The organism is Micromonospora sp. DT46, from assembly GCF_049841735.1.
Classification (GTDB): domain Bacteria; phylum Actinomycetota; class Actinomycetes; order Mycobacteriales; family Micromonosporaceae; genus Micromonospora; species Micromonospora reichwaldensis.
The window spans coordinates 633,178-653,084 of sequence record NZ_JBNCKW010000001.1; the positions used below are offsets into that span (position 1 = coordinate 633,178).

At 74.4% G+C, this 19,907-nt stretch carries 19 protein-coding genes and 1 pseudogene; 10 read left to right on the plus strand and 10 right to left on the minus strand.

Annotated features, from left to right (window positions below; translation table 11 throughout):
- Positions 1-21: 21 nt before the first annotated feature.
- On the minus strand, positions 22-891 hold the full coding sequence (locus ACLQ20_RS02910) for a PhzF family phenazine biosynthesis protein (RefSeq protein WP_425854033.1): 870 nt from the start codon (positions 889-891) through the stop codon (positions 22-24).
- 33 nt (positions 892-924) lie between these two features.
- On the opposite strand from ACLQ20_RS02910, the gene ACLQ20_RS02915 reads away from it, so the two are divergent.
- From ACLQ20_RS02915 to ACLQ20_RS02925, 3 genes are all read left to right on the plus strand, one after another.
- Positions 925-2,211 (plus strand): magnesium transporter MgtE N-terminal domain-containing protein, encoded by a 1,287-nt coding sequence (locus tag ACLQ20_RS02915; protein WP_151454718.1) that lies wholly within the window; start codon positions 925-927, stop codon positions 2,209-2,211.
- Positions 2,204-2,818, plus strand: coding sequence for a DUF1003 domain-containing protein (locus ACLQ20_RS02920; RefSeq protein ID WP_358115223.1), 615 nt, complete (start codon positions 2,204-2,206; stop codon positions 2,816-2,818). Before ACLQ20_RS02915 ends, ACLQ20_RS02920 begins: the two co-directional genes overlap by 8 nt.
- A gap of 161 nt (positions 2,819-2,979) precedes the next feature.
- Positions 2,980-4,128 (plus strand): Mrp/NBP35 family ATP-binding protein, encoded by a 1,149-nt coding sequence (locus ACLQ20_RS02925; RefSeq protein ID WP_151454720.1) that lies wholly within the window; start codon positions 2,980-2,982, stop codon positions 4,126-4,128.
- A 195-nt stretch (positions 4,129-4,323) separates the two neighbouring features.
- Here ACLQ20_RS02925 and ACLQ20_RS02930 read toward each other — a convergent pair whose 3' ends face one another.
- Complete coding sequence (locus ACLQ20_RS02930) at positions 4,324-4,746, minus strand: preprotein translocase subunit TatB (RefSeq protein WP_151454721.1); 423 nt, start codon at positions 4,744-4,746, stop codon at positions 4,324-4,326.
- 74 nt (positions 4,747-4,820) lie between these two features.
- Positions 4,821-6,164: a S1C family serine protease gene (locus ACLQ20_RS02935; RefSeq protein WP_425854035.1), complete on the minus strand. Its 1,344-nt coding sequence runs from the start codon at positions 6,162-6,164 to the stop codon at positions 4,821-4,823.
- 279 nt (positions 6,165-6,443) lie between these two features.
- Here ACLQ20_RS02935 and ACLQ20_RS02940 point away from each other — a divergent pair, with 279 nt between their 5' ends.
- Positions 6,444-7,031: an O-methyltransferase gene (locus tag ACLQ20_RS02940; protein WP_089003702.1), complete on the plus strand. Its 588-nt coding sequence runs from the start codon at positions 6,444-6,446 to the stop codon at positions 7,029-7,031.
- Between the two features lie 46 nt (positions 7,032-7,077).
- Here ACLQ20_RS02940 and ACLQ20_RS02945 read toward each other — a convergent pair whose 3' ends face one another.
- A complete protein-coding gene (locus tag ACLQ20_RS02945) occupies positions 7,078-8,544 on the minus strand; it encodes a leucyl aminopeptidase family protein (RefSeq protein WP_425854037.1) in 1,467 nt (488 codons plus the stop codon).
- A 129-nt stretch (positions 8,545-8,673) separates the two neighbouring features.
- Positions 8,674-8,841 carry a DUF3117 domain-containing protein gene (locus ACLQ20_RS02950; RefSeq protein ID WP_007455245.1) on the minus strand — a complete coding sequence of 56 codons (168 nt, stop codon included), beginning with the start codon at positions 8,839-8,841 and terminating at the stop codon, positions 8,674-8,676.
- A 189-nt stretch (positions 8,842-9,030) separates the two neighbouring features.
- On the opposite strand from ACLQ20_RS02950, the gene ACLQ20_RS02955 reads away from it, so the two are divergent.
- Positions 9,031-9,849 (plus strand): PaaX family transcriptional regulator, encoded by an 819-nt coding sequence (locus ACLQ20_RS02955; RefSeq protein ID WP_151454724.1) that lies wholly within the window; start codon positions 9,031-9,033, stop codon positions 9,847-9,849.
- A 2-nt stretch (positions 9,850-9,851) separates the two neighbouring features.
- Positions 9,852-10,643: an enoyl-CoA hydratase-related protein gene (locus tag ACLQ20_RS02960; RefSeq protein WP_151454725.1), complete on the plus strand. Its 792-nt coding sequence runs from the start codon at positions 9,852-9,854 to the stop codon at positions 10,641-10,643.
- A gap of 68 nt (positions 10,644-10,711) precedes the next feature.
- Here ACLQ20_RS02960 and ACLQ20_RS02965 read toward each other — a convergent pair whose 3' ends face one another.
- The 4 genes and pseudogenes from ACLQ20_RS02965 to ACLQ20_RS02980 form a co-directional block, all read right to left on the minus strand.
- Entirely contained in the window at positions 10,712-11,335 is a 624-nt protein-coding gene (locus ACLQ20_RS02965) for a hypothetical protein (protein ID WP_358115214.1), read from the minus strand.
- Positions 11,336-11,348: 13 nt separating this feature from the next.
- Positions 11,349-11,930, minus strand: coding sequence for a DNA-3-methyladenine glycosylase I (locus ACLQ20_RS02970; RefSeq protein WP_151454727.1), 582 nt, complete (start codon positions 11,928-11,930; stop codon positions 11,349-11,351).
- Positions 11,931-12,120: 190 nt separating this feature from the next.
- Positions 12,121-12,618, minus strand: a complete 498-nt coding sequence (locus tag ACLQ20_RS02975) for an SRPBCC family protein (RefSeq protein ID WP_132231660.1) — start codon at positions 12,616-12,618, stop codon at positions 12,121-12,123.
- A 542-nt stretch (positions 12,619-13,160) separates the two neighbouring features.
- A pseudogene (locus ACLQ20_RS02980) lies at positions 13,161-13,517 on the minus strand (DivIVA domain-containing protein); the annotation flags it as partial.
- 201 nt (positions 13,518-13,718) lie between these two features.
- Between ACLQ20_RS02980 and folP the strand changes: the two are divergent.
- Positions 13,719-14,588 carry a dihydropteroate synthase gene (gene folP, locus ACLQ20_RS02985; protein ID WP_327030398.1) on the plus strand — a complete coding sequence of 290 codons (870 nt, stop codon included), beginning with the start codon at positions 13,719-13,721 and terminating at the stop codon, positions 14,586-14,588.
- A gap of 69 nt (positions 14,589-14,657) precedes the next feature.
- Here folP and ndhC read toward each other — a convergent pair whose 3' ends face one another.
- Positions 14,658-15,035, minus strand: coding sequence for an NADH-quinone oxidoreductase subunit A (gene ndhC / locus ACLQ20_RS02990; RefSeq protein WP_121396759.1), 378 nt, complete (start codon positions 15,033-15,035; stop codon positions 14,658-14,660).
- 131 nt (positions 15,036-15,166) lie between these two features.
- Here ndhC and ACLQ20_RS02995 point away from each other — a divergent pair, with 131 nt between their 5' ends.
- From ACLQ20_RS02995 to ACLQ20_RS03005, 3 genes are all read left to right on the plus strand, one after another.
- Entirely contained in the window at positions 15,167-16,576 is a 1,410-nt protein-coding gene (locus tag ACLQ20_RS02995; RefSeq protein ID WP_151455524.1) for a hypothetical protein, read from the plus strand.
- A gap of 313 nt (positions 16,577-16,889) precedes the next feature.
- Positions 16,890-18,737: a 2-oxoacid:acceptor oxidoreductase subunit alpha gene (locus ACLQ20_RS03000; RefSeq protein WP_358115207.1), complete on the plus strand. Its 1,848-nt coding sequence runs from the start codon at positions 16,890-16,892 to the stop codon at positions 18,735-18,737.
- Positions 18,730-19,764: a 2-oxoacid:ferredoxin oxidoreductase subunit beta gene (locus ACLQ20_RS03005; RefSeq protein ID WP_151455526.1), complete on the plus strand. Its 1,035-nt coding sequence runs from the start codon at positions 18,730-18,732 to the stop codon at positions 19,762-19,764. The genes ACLQ20_RS03000 and ACLQ20_RS03005 overlap by 8 nt, the downstream gene beginning before the upstream one ends.
- The last annotated feature ends 143 nt before the right edge of the window (positions 19,765-19,907 follow it).

Consider the following 19,907-nt stretch of genomic DNA (forward strand, 5'->3'; position numbering starts at 1 on the left):
CGGCGGCACGGATCGCGCAGGTCAGCCGACGAACGGCGGGACCATGATCTCGCCCCGGGCCACCGGTACGACGTGCCCGGCCACGGTGGCGCCCACCGCCTGACCGTCCTCGGCGGTCACCGTGCAGGCCAGCACGGACGGGCGGTTGATCTCGATGCCCTGGTGGACGGTGTACTCCGCGCGCCCGTCGGCGGGCAGCAGGCCGCTGGCGACCAGCCACACCCCCAGGCCCAGGGCCGCCGAACCGGTGGCCGGGTCCTCCGGCACACCCAACCCGGGGACGAAGACCCGGGCGTGCGCGGTTTGAGCGGCGGCGTCCCAGGAGAAGACGCTGACGTGCTCCACTCCGTACCGCTGCGCCGCCGCCGCGTTGACCCGGGCGCGGGCCACCGCGTCCGGGCGGACCGGGAGGTAGGGGAACTCCAGCCCGCAGCCGGCCACCCGGGGCGCCGGGCCGACGTGGTCGTCCGCGTCCAGGCCCGCCATCTCCAGCAGCGGTTCCGGGTCCAGCTCGGGGCCGAGGGTGGGTACGCCGCCGGTGAGCGTGGCCCCGGTCGCGGCCACCTCGATCGGCAGCACGCCCGCCCCACATTCCTGGGTGACCTGCCCCACACCGAACATGCCACGGCGGCTGGCGGTCACCGCCGCGCCGACGCTGGGGTGACCGGCGAAGGGCAACTCCTCGGCCGGCGTGAAGATGCGGGCCCGGTAGGTGGCGCCGACCTGGGTGGGCGGGAGCACGAACACCGTCTCGGAGAGGTTGAACTCCAGCGCGAGCGCCTGCATCTGCTCGGTGGCCAGCCCTTCGGCGCCGAACACCACCGCCAGCGGGTTGCCGGCGAACGGGCGGTCGGTGAAGACGTCCACGATCTCGTAGGCCAAGGTCGACATGTTGATAAACACTAGGCGCTTAGGCTGGTGCCCGTGAGCACGCCGACCCGGGTCTACCTCGCCCGGCTCGCCGGGGTGGCCGTCTTCGATCCCAACGGCGACCAGGTGGGCCGGGTCCGCGACGCGGTGGGCAGGCTGCGGCCGACGCAACGCCCGCCCGAGGTGGTCGGTCTCGTCGCCGAGATGCCGATGCGGCGGCGCATCTTCCTATCGCTGAACCGGATCACCTCCATCGACGCCGACGCGGTCGTGCTCGGCAGCGGCACGCTCAACCTGCGCCGCTTCGAGAAGCGCCCGAACGAGCTGCTCGTGCTCCAGGAGCTGCTGGACCGCCGGGTGCAGGTCGAGCCCGGCGGGCAGTCGGGCTCCGTGGTGGACGTGGCGATGGAGTGCAGCCGGGGCGGTGAGTGGTCGCTGGCCCGGGTCGCCGTACGCGAGCAGACCGGCCGGTTGACCCGCCGGGGCCACCTGCACCAGGTCGAGTGGGAACGGGTACGCGGGCTCAGCGGCATCGCCGACAGCCGGGGCACGGCCAACCTGCTCTCGGTGCTGGAGGACATGCGCCCCGCCGACCTCGCCAACGCCCTCCAGGATCTCCCCGACACCCGGCGCAACGAGGTCGCCGCCGCGCTGGACGACGAGCGCCTGGCCGACGTGCTGAGCGAGCTGCCGGAGCGCGACCAGGTGGAGATCCTGGCCGCGCTGGACCGCGAGCGGGCCGCCGACGTGCTGGAGGAGATGGACCCGGACGACGCCGCCGACCTGCTCAGTGAGCTGCCGCCGCCCGAGCAGGACGTGCTGCTCGACCTGATGCAGCCGGGCGAGGCCGACCCGGTGCGTCAGCTGCTCAAGTACACGCCGGGAACGGCGGGCAGCGTGATGACCTCCGAGCCGGTCATCCTGCCGCCGGACGCCACCGTCGCCGAGGCCCTGGCCCGGATCCGGGAACCGCAGCTCTCCCCCGCGATCGCCGCGCAGGTCTTCGTGTCCCGGGCGCCGATGACCACGCCGACCGGCCGTTACCTCGGCATGGTGCACTTCCAGCGGCTGCTCCGCGAACCGCCGGCCGACCTGCTCGGCGGCATCGTGGTCAACGACATCGACCCGCTGCGGCCGACCACCCCGCTGCCGGAGATCACCCGCCGGATGGCCACGTACGACCTGGTCGCCATGCCCGTCATCGACCGCAACAACCGGCTGGTCGGCGCGGTCACGGTCGACGACGTGCTGGACCACCTCCTGCCCCGGGACTGGCGGGACCGGGACGCCGCCGAGCGCCCGTCCACCGCCGGGCCGACGCTGGACGGCGCGGATGACTGAGCAGCGACGGGCGCAGCGGCTCGACCAGCCGCGCGAGCCCCGGGGCGTCAAGCTGCCCCGGTTCGACCCGGAGGCCTTCGGCCGGTGGTCCGAGGGGATCGCCCGGGGGATGGGCACCGCGAACTTCATCGTCTACATGACGATCGTGATCGCGCTGTGGTTCGGCTGGAACACCCTGGCCCCGGCGCACCTGCGCTTCGACCCGTACACCTTCACGTTCCTGACCCTGGTGCTGTCCCTCCAGGCCAGCTACGCGGCGCCGCTGATCCTGCTGGCGCAGAACCGGCAGGCCGACCGGGACCGGGTCTCCCTGGAGGAGGACCGCCGCCGGGCGACCATGCAGAAGGCCGACACGGAGTACCTGGCGCGGGAGATCGCCGCGCTGCGCAACGCGATGGGCGAGGTCGCGACCCGGGACTTCCTCCGTTCGGAGCTGGCCCGGCTGGCCGAGGAGCTGGACGAGGCGGGCCGGCGCCGGCAGCGGCTGGAGCGCCGGCAGCAGGACAGGGTCCCGCAGCACGGCGACGGGCTGGAGGAGCCCCGCGACGACCTGGACGGCGATCAGGCCCATGACGGCCGCCCGGAGGGCCGGGAGGCCGAGGCCTGAGCGGCCCGGACGCCGCCCGCCCCGGGGTCCGGCTCGGCGGGATCGACTCGATCGTCCCGCTTCGTCCGGTATGCCGCGCGGCGCAGCCGTCGCCATCGATTCGCTCACACCGCCCCCCGCTGACGGCGGTGGGTCAGGGCCACCGACGTAGCATTGCGGGCATGTCAGCACCCGTCAGCACCGTCTCCGACGCGATCCAGGCCGCGCTGGCCACCGTCAACGACCCGGAGATCCGCCGGCCCATCACCGAGCTGGGCATGGTCCGCTCCGCCGAGGTCGGCGACGACGGCGTCGTACGGGTCGAGCTGCTGCTCACCGTCGCCGGCTGCCCGCTGAAGGACAAGCTGCGCTCGGACATCACGGCCGCCGTCGGCGCGGTGCCCGGGGTGACCGGCGTGGCGATCGAGTTCGGCGTGATGAGCCCCGAGCAGCGCCAGGAACTCCAGGCGAAGCTGCGCGGCGGCGGCGCCTCCCAGGAGCCGGTCATCCCGTTCGCCCAGCCGGGCTCCCGCACCCGCGTGTACGCGGTCGCCAGCGGCAAGGGCGGCGTCGGCAAGTCCAGCGTGACGGTCAACCTGGCCGCCGCGCTGGCCGCCCGCGGGCTCTCCGTCGGCGTGGTCGACGCCGACATCTACGGCCACTCGGTGCCCCGGATGCTCGGCGCGGACGGGCGCCCGACCCGCGTCGAGGACATGATCATGCCGCCGCAGTCGCACGGCGTGAAGGTCATCTCGATCGGCATGTTCACCGCTGGCAACGCCGCCGTGGTGTGGCGCGGCCCGATGCTGCACCGGGCGTTGCAGCAGTTCCTCGCCGACGTCTACTGGGGCGAGCTGGACGTGCTCCTGCTCGACCTGCCCCCGGGCACCGGCGACGTGGCGATCTCCCTGGCCCAGCTGCTGCCCAACTCCGAGATCCTGATCGTCACGACCCCGCAGGCCGCCGCCGCCGAGGTGGCGGAGCGGGCCGGCGCAATCGCGTTGCAGACCCACCAGCGCGTGGTCGGCGTCATCGAGAACATGTCCTGGCTGGAGCTGCCGGACGGCTCCCGGATGGAGGTCTTCGGCGCGGGCGGCGGCCAGGCGGTCGCCGAGTCGCTGACGAAGACCATCGGCGCGCAGGTGCCGCTGCTCGGGCAGGTCCCGCTCGACACCCGCGTGCGCGAGGCCGGCGACGTGGGCACCCCGATCGTGCTGGCCGAGCCGGAGTCGCCGGCCGCGAAGGCGCTGGGCCAGGTGGCCGACCGGCTCGCCCTGCGCCGGGAGTCGCTGCTCGGCAAGCCGCTGGGCCTCAAGCCCGCCGGCCGCTGACCGTACGCCGGCCACGGCCGGCACTGTCGCCACCCGCACGGGGGCGGCGTTCCCCCGGGAGCGCCGCCCCCGTCGCCGTCCGTGGCGACGCCGAGGCGGGCCGGGGTCAGGTCGGGGCGACCTCGCCGCTGACCGGAGTCAGCTCGCGTCGTAGCTGACCCGGAAGCAAGTCACGTCGTCGCAGCTGGCCCGGGGTCAGGTCGCGTCGTCGTAGCTGGCCCGGGGGGCGGGGGCCGGGGCGGCGCCGGTGGCGGTCGCCGGGCGGCTGCCGTTCGCGCGCACGTCGGCGGCGGAGGCCACGTCCTTCAGCTCGTTGTGCACGCCGGTGACGTCCGCCCGCAGGTTGTCGTAGACGCCCTGGAGGGGCTTCCGGATCGCCTGCTCGTCCTCCTCGCTGAGCAGGTGCTTGCGGATGAACGCCTTCGGGTGCAGGTCCTCCAGCTGGATGTCGGTGCCCAGCTCGCGACTGAGGTCGGTGGTGGCGTTGCTGGCCATCGCGCGCAGGTTGCGCACCATGCGCAGGCCGTCGCTGATCACCGCGGGCAGCCGGTCACCGAAGATCAGCAGCGCTAGGAGCAGCAGCGCACCGATCTCCCACCAGTTCAGGTTCTCGAACACTGCGCGGGCCTCCTTCGGCGTCAGCAGCAAGACTACGCACGTGGGGCACCGGTCGGGGAGGGGGTGACCGGTCCCTACTTGGCGTCCGCGGCCAGGGTCACGGAGGCGTTCTGCCGGTTGGCGCCCCGGCGGTACTCCACGGTCACCACCGCGCCGGGCGCGAACTTGCGGACCAGGGCGATCAGGTCGGTCGGTTCGGTCATCGGCCGACCGTCGAGCTTGAGGATCACGTCACCGGCCCGCAGCCCCGCGCCGGCAGCCGGGCCGGACGGCTCCACGGCCGCCAGGCGTACGCCGGATCCTCCGGTGCCCGCGCCGGACCCGCCGACCTGGGCGCCGATCACCGTGCGCCGGGCCTTGCCGGTGCCGATGATGTCCTGCGTGATCCGCTTGGCCTGGTTGATCGGGATGGCGAAGGCGAGGCCGATGTTGCCCGCCTCCTGCCCCTCGGAGACCAGCGACTTGATCGTCGAGTTGACCCCGATCACCCGGCCCGCGCCGTCGACCAGCGGGCCGCCCGAGTTGCCGTGGTTGACCGCCGCGTCGGTCTGGATCGCCGCGTAGTAGCGCGTCGGGCCGCCGGGCTCACCGGCCCGCATCGTCCGGTCCAGGGCGCTGACGATGCCGGCCGTGACCGTGTTGGCCAGCGAGAGCGGCGAGCCCATGGCCAGCACCGGGTCGCCCACGGCCAGCGCGTCGGAGTCGCCGAACTCGACCGGCCGCAGGCCCGTCCGGGAGACCTTGATCACTGCGATGTCGGACTCCGGGTCCTGCCCGACGACGGTCGCCGGGGCCGAACTGCCGTCGTTGAAGACCACCGACGCCTTGCCGGTCGCCCCCGCCACCACGTGGTCGTTGGTGATGACGTGCCCGTCGGCGCTGGCGATGAAGCCGGAGCCCTCGCTCGTGCCGCCAAGGCCCGCCACCCGGACGGTCACCACGCTGGGCAGCACCCGCTCGGCGACCCCGGCCAGCGACTCGGGCCTGCGCTGGGCCAGGCCGGGCGCCTGCGGGTCCGCGCCGAGCACCGTGCCGGCCACGGCGCCACCGCGGACCGCGAAGGCGTACCCGAGCGCGCCGCCCAGGCTGCCCGCGAGCAGCGCGGTGATCAACGGGATGAGGAGGAGCTGCCGCAGCGTCGGCCGGCCCGGTGCGTCCGGGTCGCTGACCGGCTCCGGCTCGGTGCCGGGGCTCGGCGCGGCCGGCAGCACCACGGCGGCCGGCGCGGTCGGGTCGCGCCACGGGTCGGCCAGCGCGTCGGTCCACCAGGGCGAAGTCGTGCCGCCCCCGGCGCCCTGAGGCGTCGGCGGCGACCCCACCGGCGGATGTCCGGGCACCGGCGGTCGCGCCGGTGTCGGAGTTCCCCCGGGCTGGCGCCAGTCCCAGCCGTCGGTCACGTCGGTGCCCTCCCAGTCCATCCCCGGATCCCGCGCTCCACGGACCCGGCGACAGCGTCGCCCGGTCGCGCTGGCCGGAACACCGCTTCCAGGATTACACGGATGCCGCGGATGGAGTCACCGGTTGCCGACCGTGATCGTCGGGTGGCGGACGCGCGGCTGCGCCCGTTCGACGTCGCCTCTAGGCTCACAGTGCCCACCCGCCCCCGCACCACGCATGCCGCCCGGAGGTGTCCCATCGCCACGGTCGCCGGTTCCGGCAATTCGACGGCCCAGACCCTGCACTTCGCCGAGTCGTACGTGACCGAGGATCTCGTCCTGCGCACCGCCCGCAGCCTGGCCCACGAGGTCGGCCTGGAGGCGGTGACCCCTGGCGCCGGCGCGGCGCTGCGGCTGCTCGCCGCCGCCGGCAGCGCCCGGGCGGTGGTGGAGATCGGCACCGGCACGGGAGTCAGCGGGGTCTGGCTGCTGCGCGGGATGCGCGCCGACGGCGTACTCACCACCATCGACGTCGAGGTCGAGCACCAGCGGATCGCTCGGCGGATCTTCACCGAGGCGGGCTTCGCCGCCGGTCGCACCCGGATCATCACCGGCCGGGCGCTGGACGTGCTCCCCCGGCTCGCCGACGGCGCGTACGACCTGGTCTTCGTGGACGCGGAGGCGACCGGGTTCGCCGCCTGCGTGGACGCCGCGCTGCGGCTGCTGCGACCGGGCGGCGTGGTCGCGCTCAACGGCACGCTGGCCGGCGGCCGGATCGGCGACCCCGCCGCTCGGGACGTCGAGACGGTGACCGTCCGCGAGGCGATCAAGGCGATCCGGGAGTCCGAGCACTGGATCCCGGCGCTGCTGCCGGTCGGCCACGGGCTGCTCGCCGCCGTCAAGTGCTGACCCGCCGCTGACCGGGGGCCCGCCGGGGGCGGGCGCCGCCGGGCGGTCAACCCAGCGAGCCCAGCCAGCGCAGCAGCGAGCGTACGCCCCAGCCGGTCGCGCCCCGGGTCAGCTCGGCGTCGTCGCCGTCGGCCCACGACGGCGCGGACATGTCCACGTGCAGCCACCGGTCGCGCAGCCCGCCGGTGAACTCCCGCAGGTAGAGCGCGGCCATCACGGACCCGGCACCCCGGTCCGGCGAGCTGTGCAGGTCGGCCAGGTCGCTGCCGAGGTGCTCGGCGTAGTCGGCGGGCAGCGGCATCCGCCAGGCGGCCTCGCCGGCGGCGGCGACAGCGGCCAGCACGTCCGCGGCGAGCCCGTCGTTGTCGCTGTAGAGGGCGCCGGTGCGCTTGCCCAGCGCTACCGCGTTCGCCCCGGTGAGCGTGGCGAGGTCGACCAGCAGGTCGGGCTGGAGTTCGGCGACGGCGTACGCGAGCGCGTCGGCCAGGACCAGCCGCCCCTCGGCGTCGGAGTTGGTGGTCTCGCTGGTCGTGCCGCCGTAGTGGCGGATGATGTCGCCGGGGCGGAACGCCGAGCCGCTCAGCATGTTCTCCGCCAGCGGCGCGAGCGTGGTGATCCGGACCGGCAGGCGCAGGGCCGCCGCGCCGAGGGTCGCCGCGACCACCGCCGCCGCGCCCGCCATGTCCTTGCGCATCAGCTTCATCGACGCCACCGGCTTGATCGAGATGCCGCCGGTGTCGAACGTGATCCCCTTGCCGACCAGCACCACGTGGGTACGCGCGTCGGCCGGCCGCCAGTCCAGCTCGACCAGGCGCGGGCCGCTGGCCGAGCCACCCCCGACGGCGAGGATCCCGCCGAAGCCCTCGGCCGCCAGCTCCTCCGGGTCGCGGACCCGCAGGTGCAGGTCCGGCACGTCGGCGGCGAGGGCGGCGACCTGGTCGGCGAACCACTGCGGGTTCTTCACCGACGAGGGGGTGTTGGTGAGGTCGCGGGCGAACCGGGTCATCCGGGCCGTCGTCCGGGCCACCTCAAGGGCCGTGCTGTGCGCGTCCGGGTCGGCCACCACGACGTCGACCTCCGCCAGGGCGGGGGCGGTGCCGGCGTCGGTCAGCCGGAACCGGTACGAGGCCAGCAGCAGCCCCTCGACCAGTCCGCGTACGGCCGCCTCGGTGACGTCGGCAGGCATGGCCAACGTGACGTGGATCTCATCCTTCGCGGCCCGGGCCAGAGCCGCGCCGGCCGTCCGCCAGCCCGCCTCGTCGCCCTCGCCGACGCCGAGCAGCAGCAGCCGGCCGGGGTCTCGCCCGGGTCGCAGCTGCGCATGGACCTCACCGGGGCGCCCGGTCAGTCGTGCCGCCGGCACCAGGGCGACGGCCTCCTCGGCCACGCCGTCGGGCAGCGTCGCCCCGGTCGGGGCCGGTCGGGCCGGTTCGTCGCCGGCCGCACCTGGCCGGACGGGCAGAACGAGGGTGTCGAGCCGGTCCGGCTCGGCGAGCAGACGGATGGCGAGCACGCGGAGCCGTACCTCCAGGAAGCTCGCGGAGCGTGGCTCCGCGGGAGAATGAAGACCCTGAGCCACCGGCGGGGCCGGTGGCTCAGGGGTTGACGAAAGGCCCACGCGGGCGCGCGGACCGTTCCTCGGTCAGCCGGCGGCTGCCTTCAGTGCGTCACCGAGCGCGTTGGCCTCGTCGGGAGTCATCTCGACGACGAGCCGGCCACCGCCCTCCAGCGGGACGCGCATGACGATGCCCCGGCCCTCCTTGGTGACTTCCAGCGGACCGTCGCCCGTCCGCGGCTTCATCGCCGCCATGTTGTCTCCCCTCAGACCTACACCAGGGTCGGTGGGTTGCCCCACAGCCACTTCGTCTTGACCACCGCAACCTACGCGGGGGTGTCGACCAACGATTTTCCCTGATGAACACCGCCGGACCCAAACCGAAGCAGCATTGATGTAACAGCATCTAGCTTATCCTGAGAAGGCCTGTCACAATGTGCGGTCATGCAGGCACGGTCGGCACTCTTCGACCTGTACGGCGACCACCTCCGGGCGAGGGGCGGCCGGGCACCCGTCGCCGCCCTGGTCAGGCTGCTGGCGCCGCTCGGGATCGCCCCGCCCGCCGTGCGCACGGCGGTCTCCCGGATGGTCCGCCAGGGGTGGCTCGACCCGTGTCGGCTGACCTCCGGGCCGGGATATTCGATCACCCCGAAAGCCGCCCGCCGGCTGGACGAGGCGGCGGCGCGGATCTACCGGACGGGTCGGATCACCTGGGACGGGCGGTTCGACCTGCTGGTGCTGGAGGCCCCCCTGTCCCGCCGGGACCGGCAGCGGCTCGCCGCCAACCTGACCTTCCTCGGCTACGGCGCCCTGGACGAGTGCACCTGGGTGGCGACCCGGCCCGGCGAGGACGTGGACGTGCTGCTCGACGAGGCAGGCGTGCGCTTCGAGCGGTTCACCGCCGCGCACACCGCCGGCACCCCCGGCGCGATGGGTGTGGTGCGCCGGGCCTGGGACCTGACGGAGATCGGCCAGGCGTACGAGCAGTTCGTCGCCGAGCAGCGACCGCTGCTGGCCGGGGTCACCGTGCGCAGCCTCGACGAGGAGGCGTACGCCGCCCGGTTCCGGCTCGTGCACGCGTGGCGTACCTTCCTGTTCCGGGACCCGCAGTTGCCCCCGGCGCTGCTCCCCGAGCGTTGGCCCGGCACCGCCGCGGCCAGTTTCTTCGACCGGCACGCGGCGCGGCTGCGGCCGGCCGCCGACCGGTACGTCGAGCAGTGCCTCGACTCCGGCAACCGCATCGCCCGACAGAAGGGTCGTTAGAAGTGACCGAGCCGCTGCTCGTCGACCGAACCGACGCCGTCGTCACCCTGACGCTGAACCGCCCCACGGCGATGAACGCGCTCGACGTCGCGCTCAAGGAGGCGCTGCGGGACACGCTGGCCGAGCTGGAGACCGACCGGTCCTGCCGCGCGGTGGTGCTCGCGGGCGCGGGCCGGTCGTTCAGCGCCGGCCAGGACCTGCGTGAGCACGTGCAGACCCTGGAGTCCACCGACGGCAACCCGCTGGACACCGTCCGCGCGCACTACAACCCGATCGCCGCCCGGCTGGCCAACCTGCCCAAGCCGGTGGTCGCCGCCGTGCGGGGGATGGCCGCCGGGGCGGGCGCCTCGCTGGCCTTCCTGGCCGACATCCGCATCGGCGGGCCGTCGACCAGCTTCCTGATGGCCTTCGCCAAGGTCGGGCTCGCCGCCGACACCGGCGCCTCCTGGACGCTGCCCCGGCTGGTCGGGCACGCCAAGGCCATTGAGCTGCTGATGCTGGCCGAGCCGGTGGGCGCGGCGGACGCCTGCCAGATCGGGCTGCTCAACCGCCTGGTGGAGGACGACGAGCAGGTGCTGCCGACCGCGCAGGAGCTGGCCGCCCGGCTGGCCGCCGGCCCGACCGTCGCGTACGGGGCGATCAAGCGGCAGCTCTCCATCGCCGACGCGGGCACGCTGGCCGACGCCCTGTCCGCCGAGGCGCAGGCGCAGTCGATCTGCGGAGGCACCGCCGACCACCGCGCCGGCACCCTGGCCTTCGTCAACAAGCAGAAGCCGGTCTTCGAGGGCCGCTGACGCCTCCCCGGGCCCGCCCGGCCCCGCATTCCACCGGCCGGTGGGCCGGGCGGCCGTCGACGGTCGGGTCAGTCGTCCTCCTCCGGATCCTGGTTGGCCTCCGCGCCGAGCACGAACGCCTGCATGGCCAGCTCGTCGCCGGAGGGCGAGACGAAGGCCGGCAGCTCGCGGGGGCCCAGCTCCTGCACGTAGGCCCAGAACAGGCGGACCGCCTCGGCGGGTGACGCGGCCTCGATCGGCAGGTCCAGGCTGACCAGCCAGGAGCGCCGCTGCGGCGGCGGGCCGAGCCGGTCGGCCAGGGCCCGGAAGGCCGCCGGGTCCAGCGCGGTCACCGGCCCGTCGAGCGCCAACGCGTCGGCCGGCGCCGGCTCGTCGAAGGCCCGCCGGGTGTACGCCACCACCAGCGGCGCCTCGACCCGCTCGGACTGCGGGTCGTCCGGGTCCTCCCGCTCCTCGCCGCCGGCCCCGGTGACCCGGCCCAGCGCCACCAGCCGGGGCGGCGCGTCGACCAGCACGGCCACCCGGTCGCCGGGGCGGGGTCGGGGGGCGTCGGCCAGGCCGGTCAACTCGAGCGTGTCGTGGTGGACGAGCCGCTCGGCCTCGTAGCGCCCGGTGGGCAGCAGCACCGCCCAGGCGCCCGTGCCGTCGGCGGGGCGCGCCCCGTCCACCCGGTGCGCGGTGTCGGTCGTCATGGCCTCCATCCCATCACGCCGCCCGTGCCGCCACGACGTGGCAGCCCGCAAGGTGGTCGTCGACCATCCCGGTGGCCTGCATCAGCGCGTAGGCCGTGGTCGGGCCGACGAAGCGGAAGCCCCGCTTCTTGAGCGCCTTGGCCATCGCGGTGGACTCGGCGGTCAGCGCCGGCACCTCCGCGAACGACGTGGGTCGGGCCGGCCGGGGCGGCGGGGCGAAGGACCAGAGCAGCGCGGAGAGCCCCTCCGGAAGCTCCAGCGCCGCCCGGGCGTTGGCGATCGCCGCCTCGATCTTGGCCCGGTTGCGGACGATGCCGGCGTCGGCGAGCAGCCGGGCGACGTCGGCGTCGCCGTAGTCGGCCACGGTCTCGATCCGGAACTCGTCGAAGGCCAGCCGGAACGCGGGACGTTTGCGGAGGATGGTCAGCCAGGACAGCCCCGACTGGAACGCCTCCAGCGTGAGCCGCTCGTAGAGCGCGTCGTCGCCGCGCAGGGGCCGGCCCCACTCGGTGTCGTGGTAGGCGGCGTAGTCGGGGGTGCTGTGCCCCCAGCCGCATCGCGGCAGCCCGTCGGCGCCGATCACCAGGTCAGTCACGCGTCCACGCTAGGGCACGGCCCCGACGGGCCCGCGCCCTGCGGCCCCGCGCCGCGCCCCGGCCGCCGGGACCGGTCCGCCCGGGTTCGCCGACATCGGGGCGTCCCGGTCACGCCGACACCCCGATGTCGGCGACATCGAGTCGATCACGCCAAGTCGCCCGACGGGGCACGATCCCCGGCCGCCCCGGTCAGGGGAGCCGGCCCTGCTCCACCAGCCGACCGAACTTCTTCAGCGCCTGGCTCAGGCTGAACTTCGACCCGGGCCAGAGCACCGGCCAGGCCACCCGGCCCGCCGGCCCGCCGGGCAGGTGGAACCACTCGTGCCAGACCACCTGGGTGCGGTTCCGCTCCAGCGGCGTGCAGCGGAGCACGCCGGGGCCGCGCAGCAGCTTCCCGCAGTGCACCACGCCCACCTCGTAGGGCGCGTCCACCCGGACCACCCGCATCTCGTCACGCAGCACGGCGGGGCCGAGCGCCGTGACCGCCTCGACCAGGCTGCCCTCGCCGCCGTCGCCCTCGACCACCCGGACGGTGGTGAAGGGGATCCAGTCCGACTGCCGCTCCCAGGCGGTCAGCGCCGCGAAGACCCGCTCCGCCGGCGCGTCGACGATCACCGTGGCCGTGACCTCGCCCGCGCCGGGCTGCGCCACGTCGCGCAGGTCGTCGCCGGGTTCCGGACCGGTCACTTCGACTCCGACCCCGACCCGACCACCGGGCCGGGGCTGGTCGCGTCACCCGCCGGCCGCGTCGTGCCGTCGCCCGCGTCGGTGCGGTGCGGTGCGGCGTCGCCCGCGCCGGGCCGATCCACGGCGGCGTCGCTCGCGTCAGGCCGGTCCACGACCGCGTCGCCCGCGTCAGGCCGGTCCACGGCGGCGTCGCCCACGCCGGGCCGGTCCACGGCCGCGTCGCCCGCGTCGGACCGGTCCACGGCGGTGTCGCCCGCCCCCGTCCGGTCCACGGGGGTGTCGGCGGCGGTGTCGGCGTCGTCCTCGCCGGTCCGGTCCGCGGCGCGGTCGGCGCCGGGCCGGGCAAAGGCGGCGTCGCCGGAGTGCCTGGCGGCTGCGGAGCCGGCCGGCGTCGCGTCCTTCGCCGCCGACGCGACGGTCGGGCCCGCGAACGCGGGGATCGGCGCGACGACCACGTCGGTGCCCCCCGGTGCGTCCGCCCGGTCGGCCCCGACCGGCACCGTCCCCCGGGCCTCCGGCGACGGCTCGGCGGCGGCGGCCCCGGCCGCCTGCTCCCGCGCCCGGCGCAGGGCGTCGGCATCCGCCGTCCGCCCCTCGCGCAGCGCGGCGACCTCCGCCTCCAGCACGCCGATCAGCTCGGACTTGTAGCCGATGTCGTAGGCCGCCCGGCGCAACGCGTGGTCGACCTGGGCCATGCGGTAGCCCCGCGGCGCCGTGTCGAACCGGACCTCGCCCACGTCGGACTCGGCGAGCGGGCGGGACGCCGGCAGCGGCACGGACCGTCCGTCCGGCTCGGCCGGCACCAGGCCGGGATCCCGGCCGGAGACCAGCACCGTAACCCCGAACACGACCGCCGCGACGGTCAACGCCACGACCAGCAGGAGCAGAACCTGACCCATGCACAGATCGTGGCACGTCGAACCGCCGGGAGCGACCCCGCCACCCGCCGCGCCCCGGATCCGTGCCGAAGACCCTCCGCCCGACGCACCCGTACGGGAGGCGGCGACGGCGGACCGGCGGGGCCCGATCCGGGCGGACCGGCTAGCGTCGTCATCGGCCGACGGCGGGGACGGGTCGGCGGTGGACCTTCAGGAGGCGGCATGGCCGGGGCGCTTCGGCTCGGTGGGCGCACGTTCGGCCCGGACGAGCTGGTGGTGATGGCGATCGTCAACCGCACGCCGGACTCGTTCTTCGACCAGGGGGCGACCTTCGCGCAGGACAGCGCGCTGCGCGCCGTGGAGCGGGCGATCGAGGAGGGCGCCGAGATCATCGACATCGGCGGGGTCAAGGCCGGTCCCGGCGCCGAGGTCGACGTGGCCGAGGAGATCCGTCGCACGGTGGCGACCATCGCCGCCGTCCGGGCCGCCTTCCCCGACGTGGTGATCTCGATCGACACCTGGCGGGCCGAGGTGGCGGTGGAGGCGGTGGCGGCGGGCGCCGACCTGCTCAACGACACCTGGTCCGGCGCCGACCCGGCCCTGGCCCAGGTGGCGGCGCAGACGGGCGCCGGACTGGTCTGCTCGCACGCCGGCGGCCTGGCGCCCCGGACCCGCCCGCACCGCGCGGCCTTCGCCGACGTGGTCGCCGACGTGCTCACGACGGTGACCGGGCTCGCCGAACGCGCGGTCGCGTTGGGCGTACGCGCCGACGGGATCCTGATCGACCCGGCGCACGACTTCGGCAAGAACACCCGCCACTCCTTGGAGATCACCCGCCGGCTCGGCGAGCTCTCCGGCACCGGCTGGCCGCTGCTGGTGGCCCTGTCGAACAAGGACTTCATCGGCGAGACGCTGGACCTGCCGGTGGCCGAACGGCTGGAGGGAACGCTCGCGGCCACGGCGGTCTCGGCCTGGCTGGGCGCCCGGGTGTTCCGCGCGCACCAGGTGCGCCCCACCCGGCGGGTGCTCGACATGGTCGCCTCGATCCGGGGCGACCGTCCGCCGACGCTGACCCGGCGCGGGCTCGCCTGACCGTCGCCGTGCGGGAGCGGCGGCCGCCCGTGGCGGAACAGGGTGGTGAGGGGCTGACCGAGGCCGAGGTCAGGACCAGCGCAGGATGTTCTTGCGCCAGGCGTAGAGGATGCCGAGCGCCAGCACCGCGACGAAGACCGCCATCTCCACGACCGTGACCATGCCGAACCCCGGCCGGTCGAAGACGACCGCCCAGGGGAAGAGGAACACCGACTCCACGGCGAACAACACGTAGAGGTACGCGTACACGTAGTAACGGATCTGCATCTGCGCCCAGTCGGCGCCGACGGGGTCGAGGCCGCACTCGTAGCTGGTGCGCTTGCCGAAGGGATCCGCCGGACGGGCAGGACGTAACACCCGGTTGGCCGAGAACGCCGTAACGAAGAAGAGGACGCTGGCGAGCAGCAGCAGCCCGAGCGTCGCGTACGAGCCCAGGTAACCGGTCACGGTCGCTGAGCCTACCGCTCCTCGTCGCGGCCCGGGTCGAACCCGTTACGGATTCGTTTCCCGGCGGGACTAGTGCCCTCTGGCAACAATTGCCGAATATTGGGATCTCACTCATCGTCACCGGAGGACAGATGGCTCGCGTGGACGTACGGCCCGGCCGGCGGGCGCGTGACCGACGCGTCGTGCCCCTGTTGGCGATCGGCCTCGCGGTCGGGCTGACCGTCGCCGCGGTGCCCGGCTGGGCGACCGCCGCACCGACCGGCGCCCGGGCCGCCTCCACCGCGACCGAGCCGGCCGGCGAGCCGGGCGGGGACACGCCCACGGCGGATCCGACGGACACGGGGCCGGTGCCCACCGAGGCGCCCTCGACCACGGCGCCGCCGCCGGAGACCACGCCACCGGCCCCGACGACCGAGCCGGCCCCGACGACGACGGCCCCGGAGCAGCCGGCGCCGACCACCGCCGCACCGACCACCGCCGCACCGCCCCCGGCGCCGTCGGTGCCGCCGGTCCGGCCCTCCGCGCCCGCCACCACCCCGCCGGCGCCCCTGGCCGGGGTCAGCGTCACGACCGACGACATCACCCTGACCGCCGCGTACTGGAACGCGCCGAGCACGGTGACCACGCTCCGGGTGACCATCACGAACACGGGCGCCACGCCCGCCCGGATCGGGCTGTCCTACACGCTGCCGGCCGGGCTGTCCGACGCCGGCACCGCGGGCTGCGCCCCGGTCGGCGGCGGAGAGCGCCGCTGCGGGGAGTGGGCCAGCGCGCCCGGCGCCCGGTTCAGCACCCTGCTCCGGGTACGCGTCGACGGCGACGCCTGGAAGCGGATGCCGCTCAGCGGCTCCGTCCGGGTCACCGCGACCGCCCCCGGCGTGCCCGGCCCGGTGGGCGACGACGAGGGGTTCGCGGTGCTCTTCCCGCCCGGCCCGCCGGTGCCGGGGATCAGGCTGGACGCCGACGCGGTCTCCTTCGACATCAGTGGCGGGTCGAGCGGGCTCGACGTGCGCCTGGGCAACACCGGGAAGGTGGACGCCGAGGGCCGGATCGAGGTGGTCCTGCCGGCCGGGGTGACCGTGCCGACGCCCCCGTCCGGCTGCACCACGGTCGACCCCTCCCGTACGCGCTGCGAGCTGGGCACTCTCGCCGCCGGCCGGACCGTACAGCTGCGGCTGCCGGTCTCCGCGACCCCCGAGGCGCAGCGGCAGGCCCCGCTGGCCGGCGCGGTGCTCGGCCAGCTCGACCCGCGCAGCGGCCGGGCCCGGCAGGTGCAGATGAGCTTCCGGATCACCGCCGCCGCCGCGCTGGCGACCCCGGTGGCCTCGCCGCCCGCGCCGACCGGGTCGCAGGGCGTGCTCGCCGCCGACGCCGCGGCCGTCAGCGGCGACGGCGGAGGTGGCTCGGTACGGCGGACGGCGATCCTGCTGATCGTGGTCTCGACGCTGCTGGTGGTGTTCGCCCTCACGCTGGCGACCACGTCCCTGCGGCGGCGGACGACCGCCCCGGCGGGTGGACCGTCCACGGCACCGACCGAGTGACCCGGGCGGCCCTGGTCCGACCGGGTCTGCGTCCCGCCCACCCCGCGACCGGTGATCTGGATTACGGCGGGCGGACGGAAACACCTCAAATCGGGGTGGAATCTCGCTGGATCGCATCCCACAGGGCGGCCTCCGAGAAGGTTGGGGCCGCGATTCGACGTAGGCTCTCAGGTGAGGTAACTACAGCGGACCGGGCCCGCCTCGGCGGGTCTGGTGCAGCGGTGCGTCAAGGAGGTCACGTGGCCGGGCAAGGCGAGGTCACCATCATGTTCAGCCGCCCGCGCGACCGCGCCCAGCGAAGCGAGGTGCAGGCGTGACCAAGCAGATCCGTCAACTGGACCGGGTGGTGATCCGGTTTGCCGGTGACTCCGGCGACGGCATGCAGCTCACCGGCGACCGGTTCACCTCGGAGACCGCGCAGCTCGGCAACGACATCTCCACGTTGCCGAACTTCCCGGCGGAGATCCGGGCTCCCGCCGGCACCCTGCCGGGCGTGTCGAGCTTCCAGGTGCACTTCGCCGACTACGACATCCTGACCCCCGGCGACTCGCCGAACGTGCTGGTGGCGATGAACCCGGCGGCGCTCAAGGCGAACCTCGCCGACCTGCCGCGGGGCGCGGACATCATCGTCAACACCGACGAGTTCACCAAGCGCAACCTGGCCAAGGTCGGCTACCAGTCGAACCCGCTCGAGGACGACTCCCTCGCCGGCTACGTCGTGCACCCGGTGGCGCTGACCTCGATGACGGTGGGCGCGCTCGCCGAGCTTGCCGTGTCCAAGAAGGACGCCGAACGGGCCAAGAACATGTTCGCCCTCGGCCTGCTCTCCTGGATGTACAACCGGCCGTACGAGTCGACGCTGCGCTTCCTGGAGCGCAAGTTCGCCGCCCGCCCCGAGCTGGTCGCGGCGAACGTCGCGGCGTTCCGGGCCGGCTGGAACTTCGGCGAGACCACCGAGGACTTCGCGGTCCGCTACGAGGTCAAGCCGGCGAAGATGCGGCCGGGCACCTACCGCAACATCACCGGCAACGCGGCCCTGTCGCTCGGCCTGGTGGCCGCCGGCGTCCGCTCCGGGCTGCCGGTCTTCCTGGGCGCCTACCCGATTACCCCGGCCTCGGACATCCTGCACGAGCTGAGCAAGCACAAGCGCTTCGGCGTGCTCACCATGCAGGCCGAGGACGAGATCGCCGCGGTCGGCGCGGCGTTGGGCGCGTCGTACGGCGGCTCGCTCGGCGTCACCACCACCAGCGGCCCGGGCGTCGCGCTCAAGAGCGAGACGATCTCCCTCGCGGTGGCGCTGGAGCTGCCGCTGGTCATCGTCGACGTGCAGCGGGCCGGTCCCTCCACGGGCATGCCCACCAAGACCGAGCAGGCCGACCTCAACATGGCGCTCTACGGCCGTCACGGGGAGGCGCCGGTCGCGGTGATCGCGCCGAAGTCGCCGTCGGACTGCTTCCACGCGGCCATCGAGGCGGCCCGGATCGCGCTGACCTACCGCACGCCGGTCATCCTGCTGTCCGACAACTACGTCGCCAACGGCTCCGAGCCGTGGCTGCTGCCCGACGTCGAGTCGCTGCCCGACCTGCGGGTCGAGTTCGCCACGAAGCCCAACGGCGACGACGGCACCACGTTCCTGCCGTACCTGCGCGACCCCGAGACCCTGGCGCGGCCGTGGGCCGTCCCGGGCACCGCCGGGCTGGAGCACCGCATCGGCGGCCTGGAGAAGGCCGACAAGACCGGCGACATCTCGTACGACCCGGCGAACCACGACTTCATGGTGCGCACCCGGGCGGCCCGGATCGAGACGATCCCGGTGCCGGACGTCGAGGTCGAGGACCCGGACGGCGACGCCCGGGTGCTGGTGCTCGGCTGGGGCTCCACGTACGGGCCGATCGGCGCGGCGTGCCGGGGCCTGCGCCAGCGCGGCCACGCCATCGCGCAGGCGCACCTGCGGCACCTCGCCCCGATGCCGGCCAACCTCGGCACGGTGCTGCGCTCCTACGACCGCGTGGTCATCCCCGAGATGAACCTCGGCCAGCTCGCCCACGTGATCCGGGCGAAGTACCTGGTCGACGCGATCGGCTACAACCAGGTCCGCGGCCTGCCGTTCACGGCCGTCGAGCTGGAGACGATGCTGGAAGAGGTCCTGAAGAATGTCTGAGCCCGTCGCCCTCAAGCTCACCGCCAAGGACTTCAAGTCCGACCAGGAGGTGCGCTGGTGCCCCGGCTGCGGCGACTACGCGATCCTCGCCGCGATCCAGCAGTTCATGCCGGAACTGAACATCCCCCGCGAGCGGACCGTGTTCGTCTCCGGCATCGGCTGTTCCTCCCGCTTCCCGTACTACATGAACACCTACGGGATGCACTCGATCCACGGCCGCGCCCCGGCGATCGCCACCGGCCTGTCGGTCTCCCGCCCCGACCTGTCGGTCTGGGTGGTCACCGGCGACGGCGACGCCCTCTCCATCGGCGGCAACCACCTGATCCACGCGCTGCGCCGCAACGTCAACCTGAAGATCCTGCTGTTCAACAACCGGATCTACGGCCTGACGAAGGGGCAGTACTCGCCGACCTCCGAGGTCGGGAAGGTCACGAAGTCGACCCCGGCCGGCTCGGCCGACGCGCCGTTCAACCCGCTGTCGCTCGCCCTCGGGGCCGAGGCCACCTTCGTCGGCCGCACCATCGACTCGGACCGCAAGCACCTCCAGTCGGTGCTGCGGGCGGCGGCGGAGCACCAGGGCTCGGCGTTCGTGGAGATCTACCAGAACTGCAACATCTTCAACGACGGCGCGTTCGACCAGCTCAAGGAGCCGGCCACCCGCGACGACTTCCTGATCCGGCTGGAGCACGGGCAGCCGATCACGTTCGGCAAGGACGGGCAGTTCTGCGTCGTGCACCCGCCCGGCGGGTTCGGCCTGGAGGTCCGGGAGACCGCGTCGGTCAGCCCGGGTGAGATCGTCGTGCACGACGCGACGGTCACCGACCCGGCGTACGCCTTCGCGCTCTCCCGCCTGCCCGGCCTGGACCTGCGGAACACCCCGATCGGCGTGTTCCGCTCGGTGGACCGGCCGTCGTACGACAGCGTGGTGCAGGAGCAGCTCGCCGAGGCGAAGGCGAAGGTCACCGAGACCCCGGAGCAGCAGCTCGCCGGCCTCCTCGCCAGCGGGGACACCTGGACCATCCTCTGACCGGCGCGGCCGGCCGCCCCTGAGCGAGAAGCCGGGGAGGCTGGCCGCCCAAGGGGCCAGAACCGCGAGAAGGGTCCGCCACCCCCCCGGGGGGGGCCCCAAGACCCGGTGGCGGGACCCCCGAAGCCGGGGCCCCAAGCCCC

Coding starts and splice junctions, on each gene's coding strand:
- ACLQ20_RS02910 (WP_425854033.1), bottom strand. CDS start 891: ATGTCGACCTTGGCCTACGAGATCGTGGACGTCTTCACCGACCGCCCG.
- ACLQ20_RS02920 (WP_358115223.1), top strand. CDS start 2,204: ATGACTGAGCAGCGACGGGCGCAGCGGCTCGACCAGCCGCGCGAGCCC.
- ACLQ20_RS02925 (WP_151454720.1), top strand. CDS start 2,980: ATGTCAGCACCCGTCAGCACCGTCTCCGACGCGATCCAGGCCGCGCTG.
- ACLQ20_RS02935 (WP_425854035.1), bottom strand. CDS start 6,164: ATGGACTGGGAGGGCACCGACGTGACCGACGGCTGGGACTGGCGCCAG.
- ACLQ20_RS02950 (WP_007455245.1), bottom strand. CDS start 8,841: ATGGCGGCGATGAAGCCGCGGACGGGCGACGGTCCGCTGGAAGTCACC.
- ACLQ20_RS02955 (WP_151454724.1), top strand. CDS start 9,031: ATGCAGGCACGGTCGGCACTCTTCGACCTGTACGGCGACCACCTCCGG.
- ACLQ20_RS02965 (WP_358115214.1), bottom strand. CDS start 11,335: ATGACGACCGACACCGCGCACCGGGTGGACGGGGCGCGCCCCGCCGAC.
- folP (WP_327030398.1), top strand. CDS start 13,719: ATGGCCGGGGCGCTTCGGCTCGGTGGGCGCACGTTCGGCCCGGACGAG.
- ACLQ20_RS02995 (WP_151455524.1), top strand. CDS start 15,167: ATGGCTCGCGTGGACGTACGGCCCGGCCGGCGGGCGCGTGACCGACGC.
- ACLQ20_RS03005 (WP_151455526.1), top strand. CDS start 18,730: ATGTCTGAGCCCGTCGCCCTCAAGCTCACCGCCAAGGACTTCAAGTCC.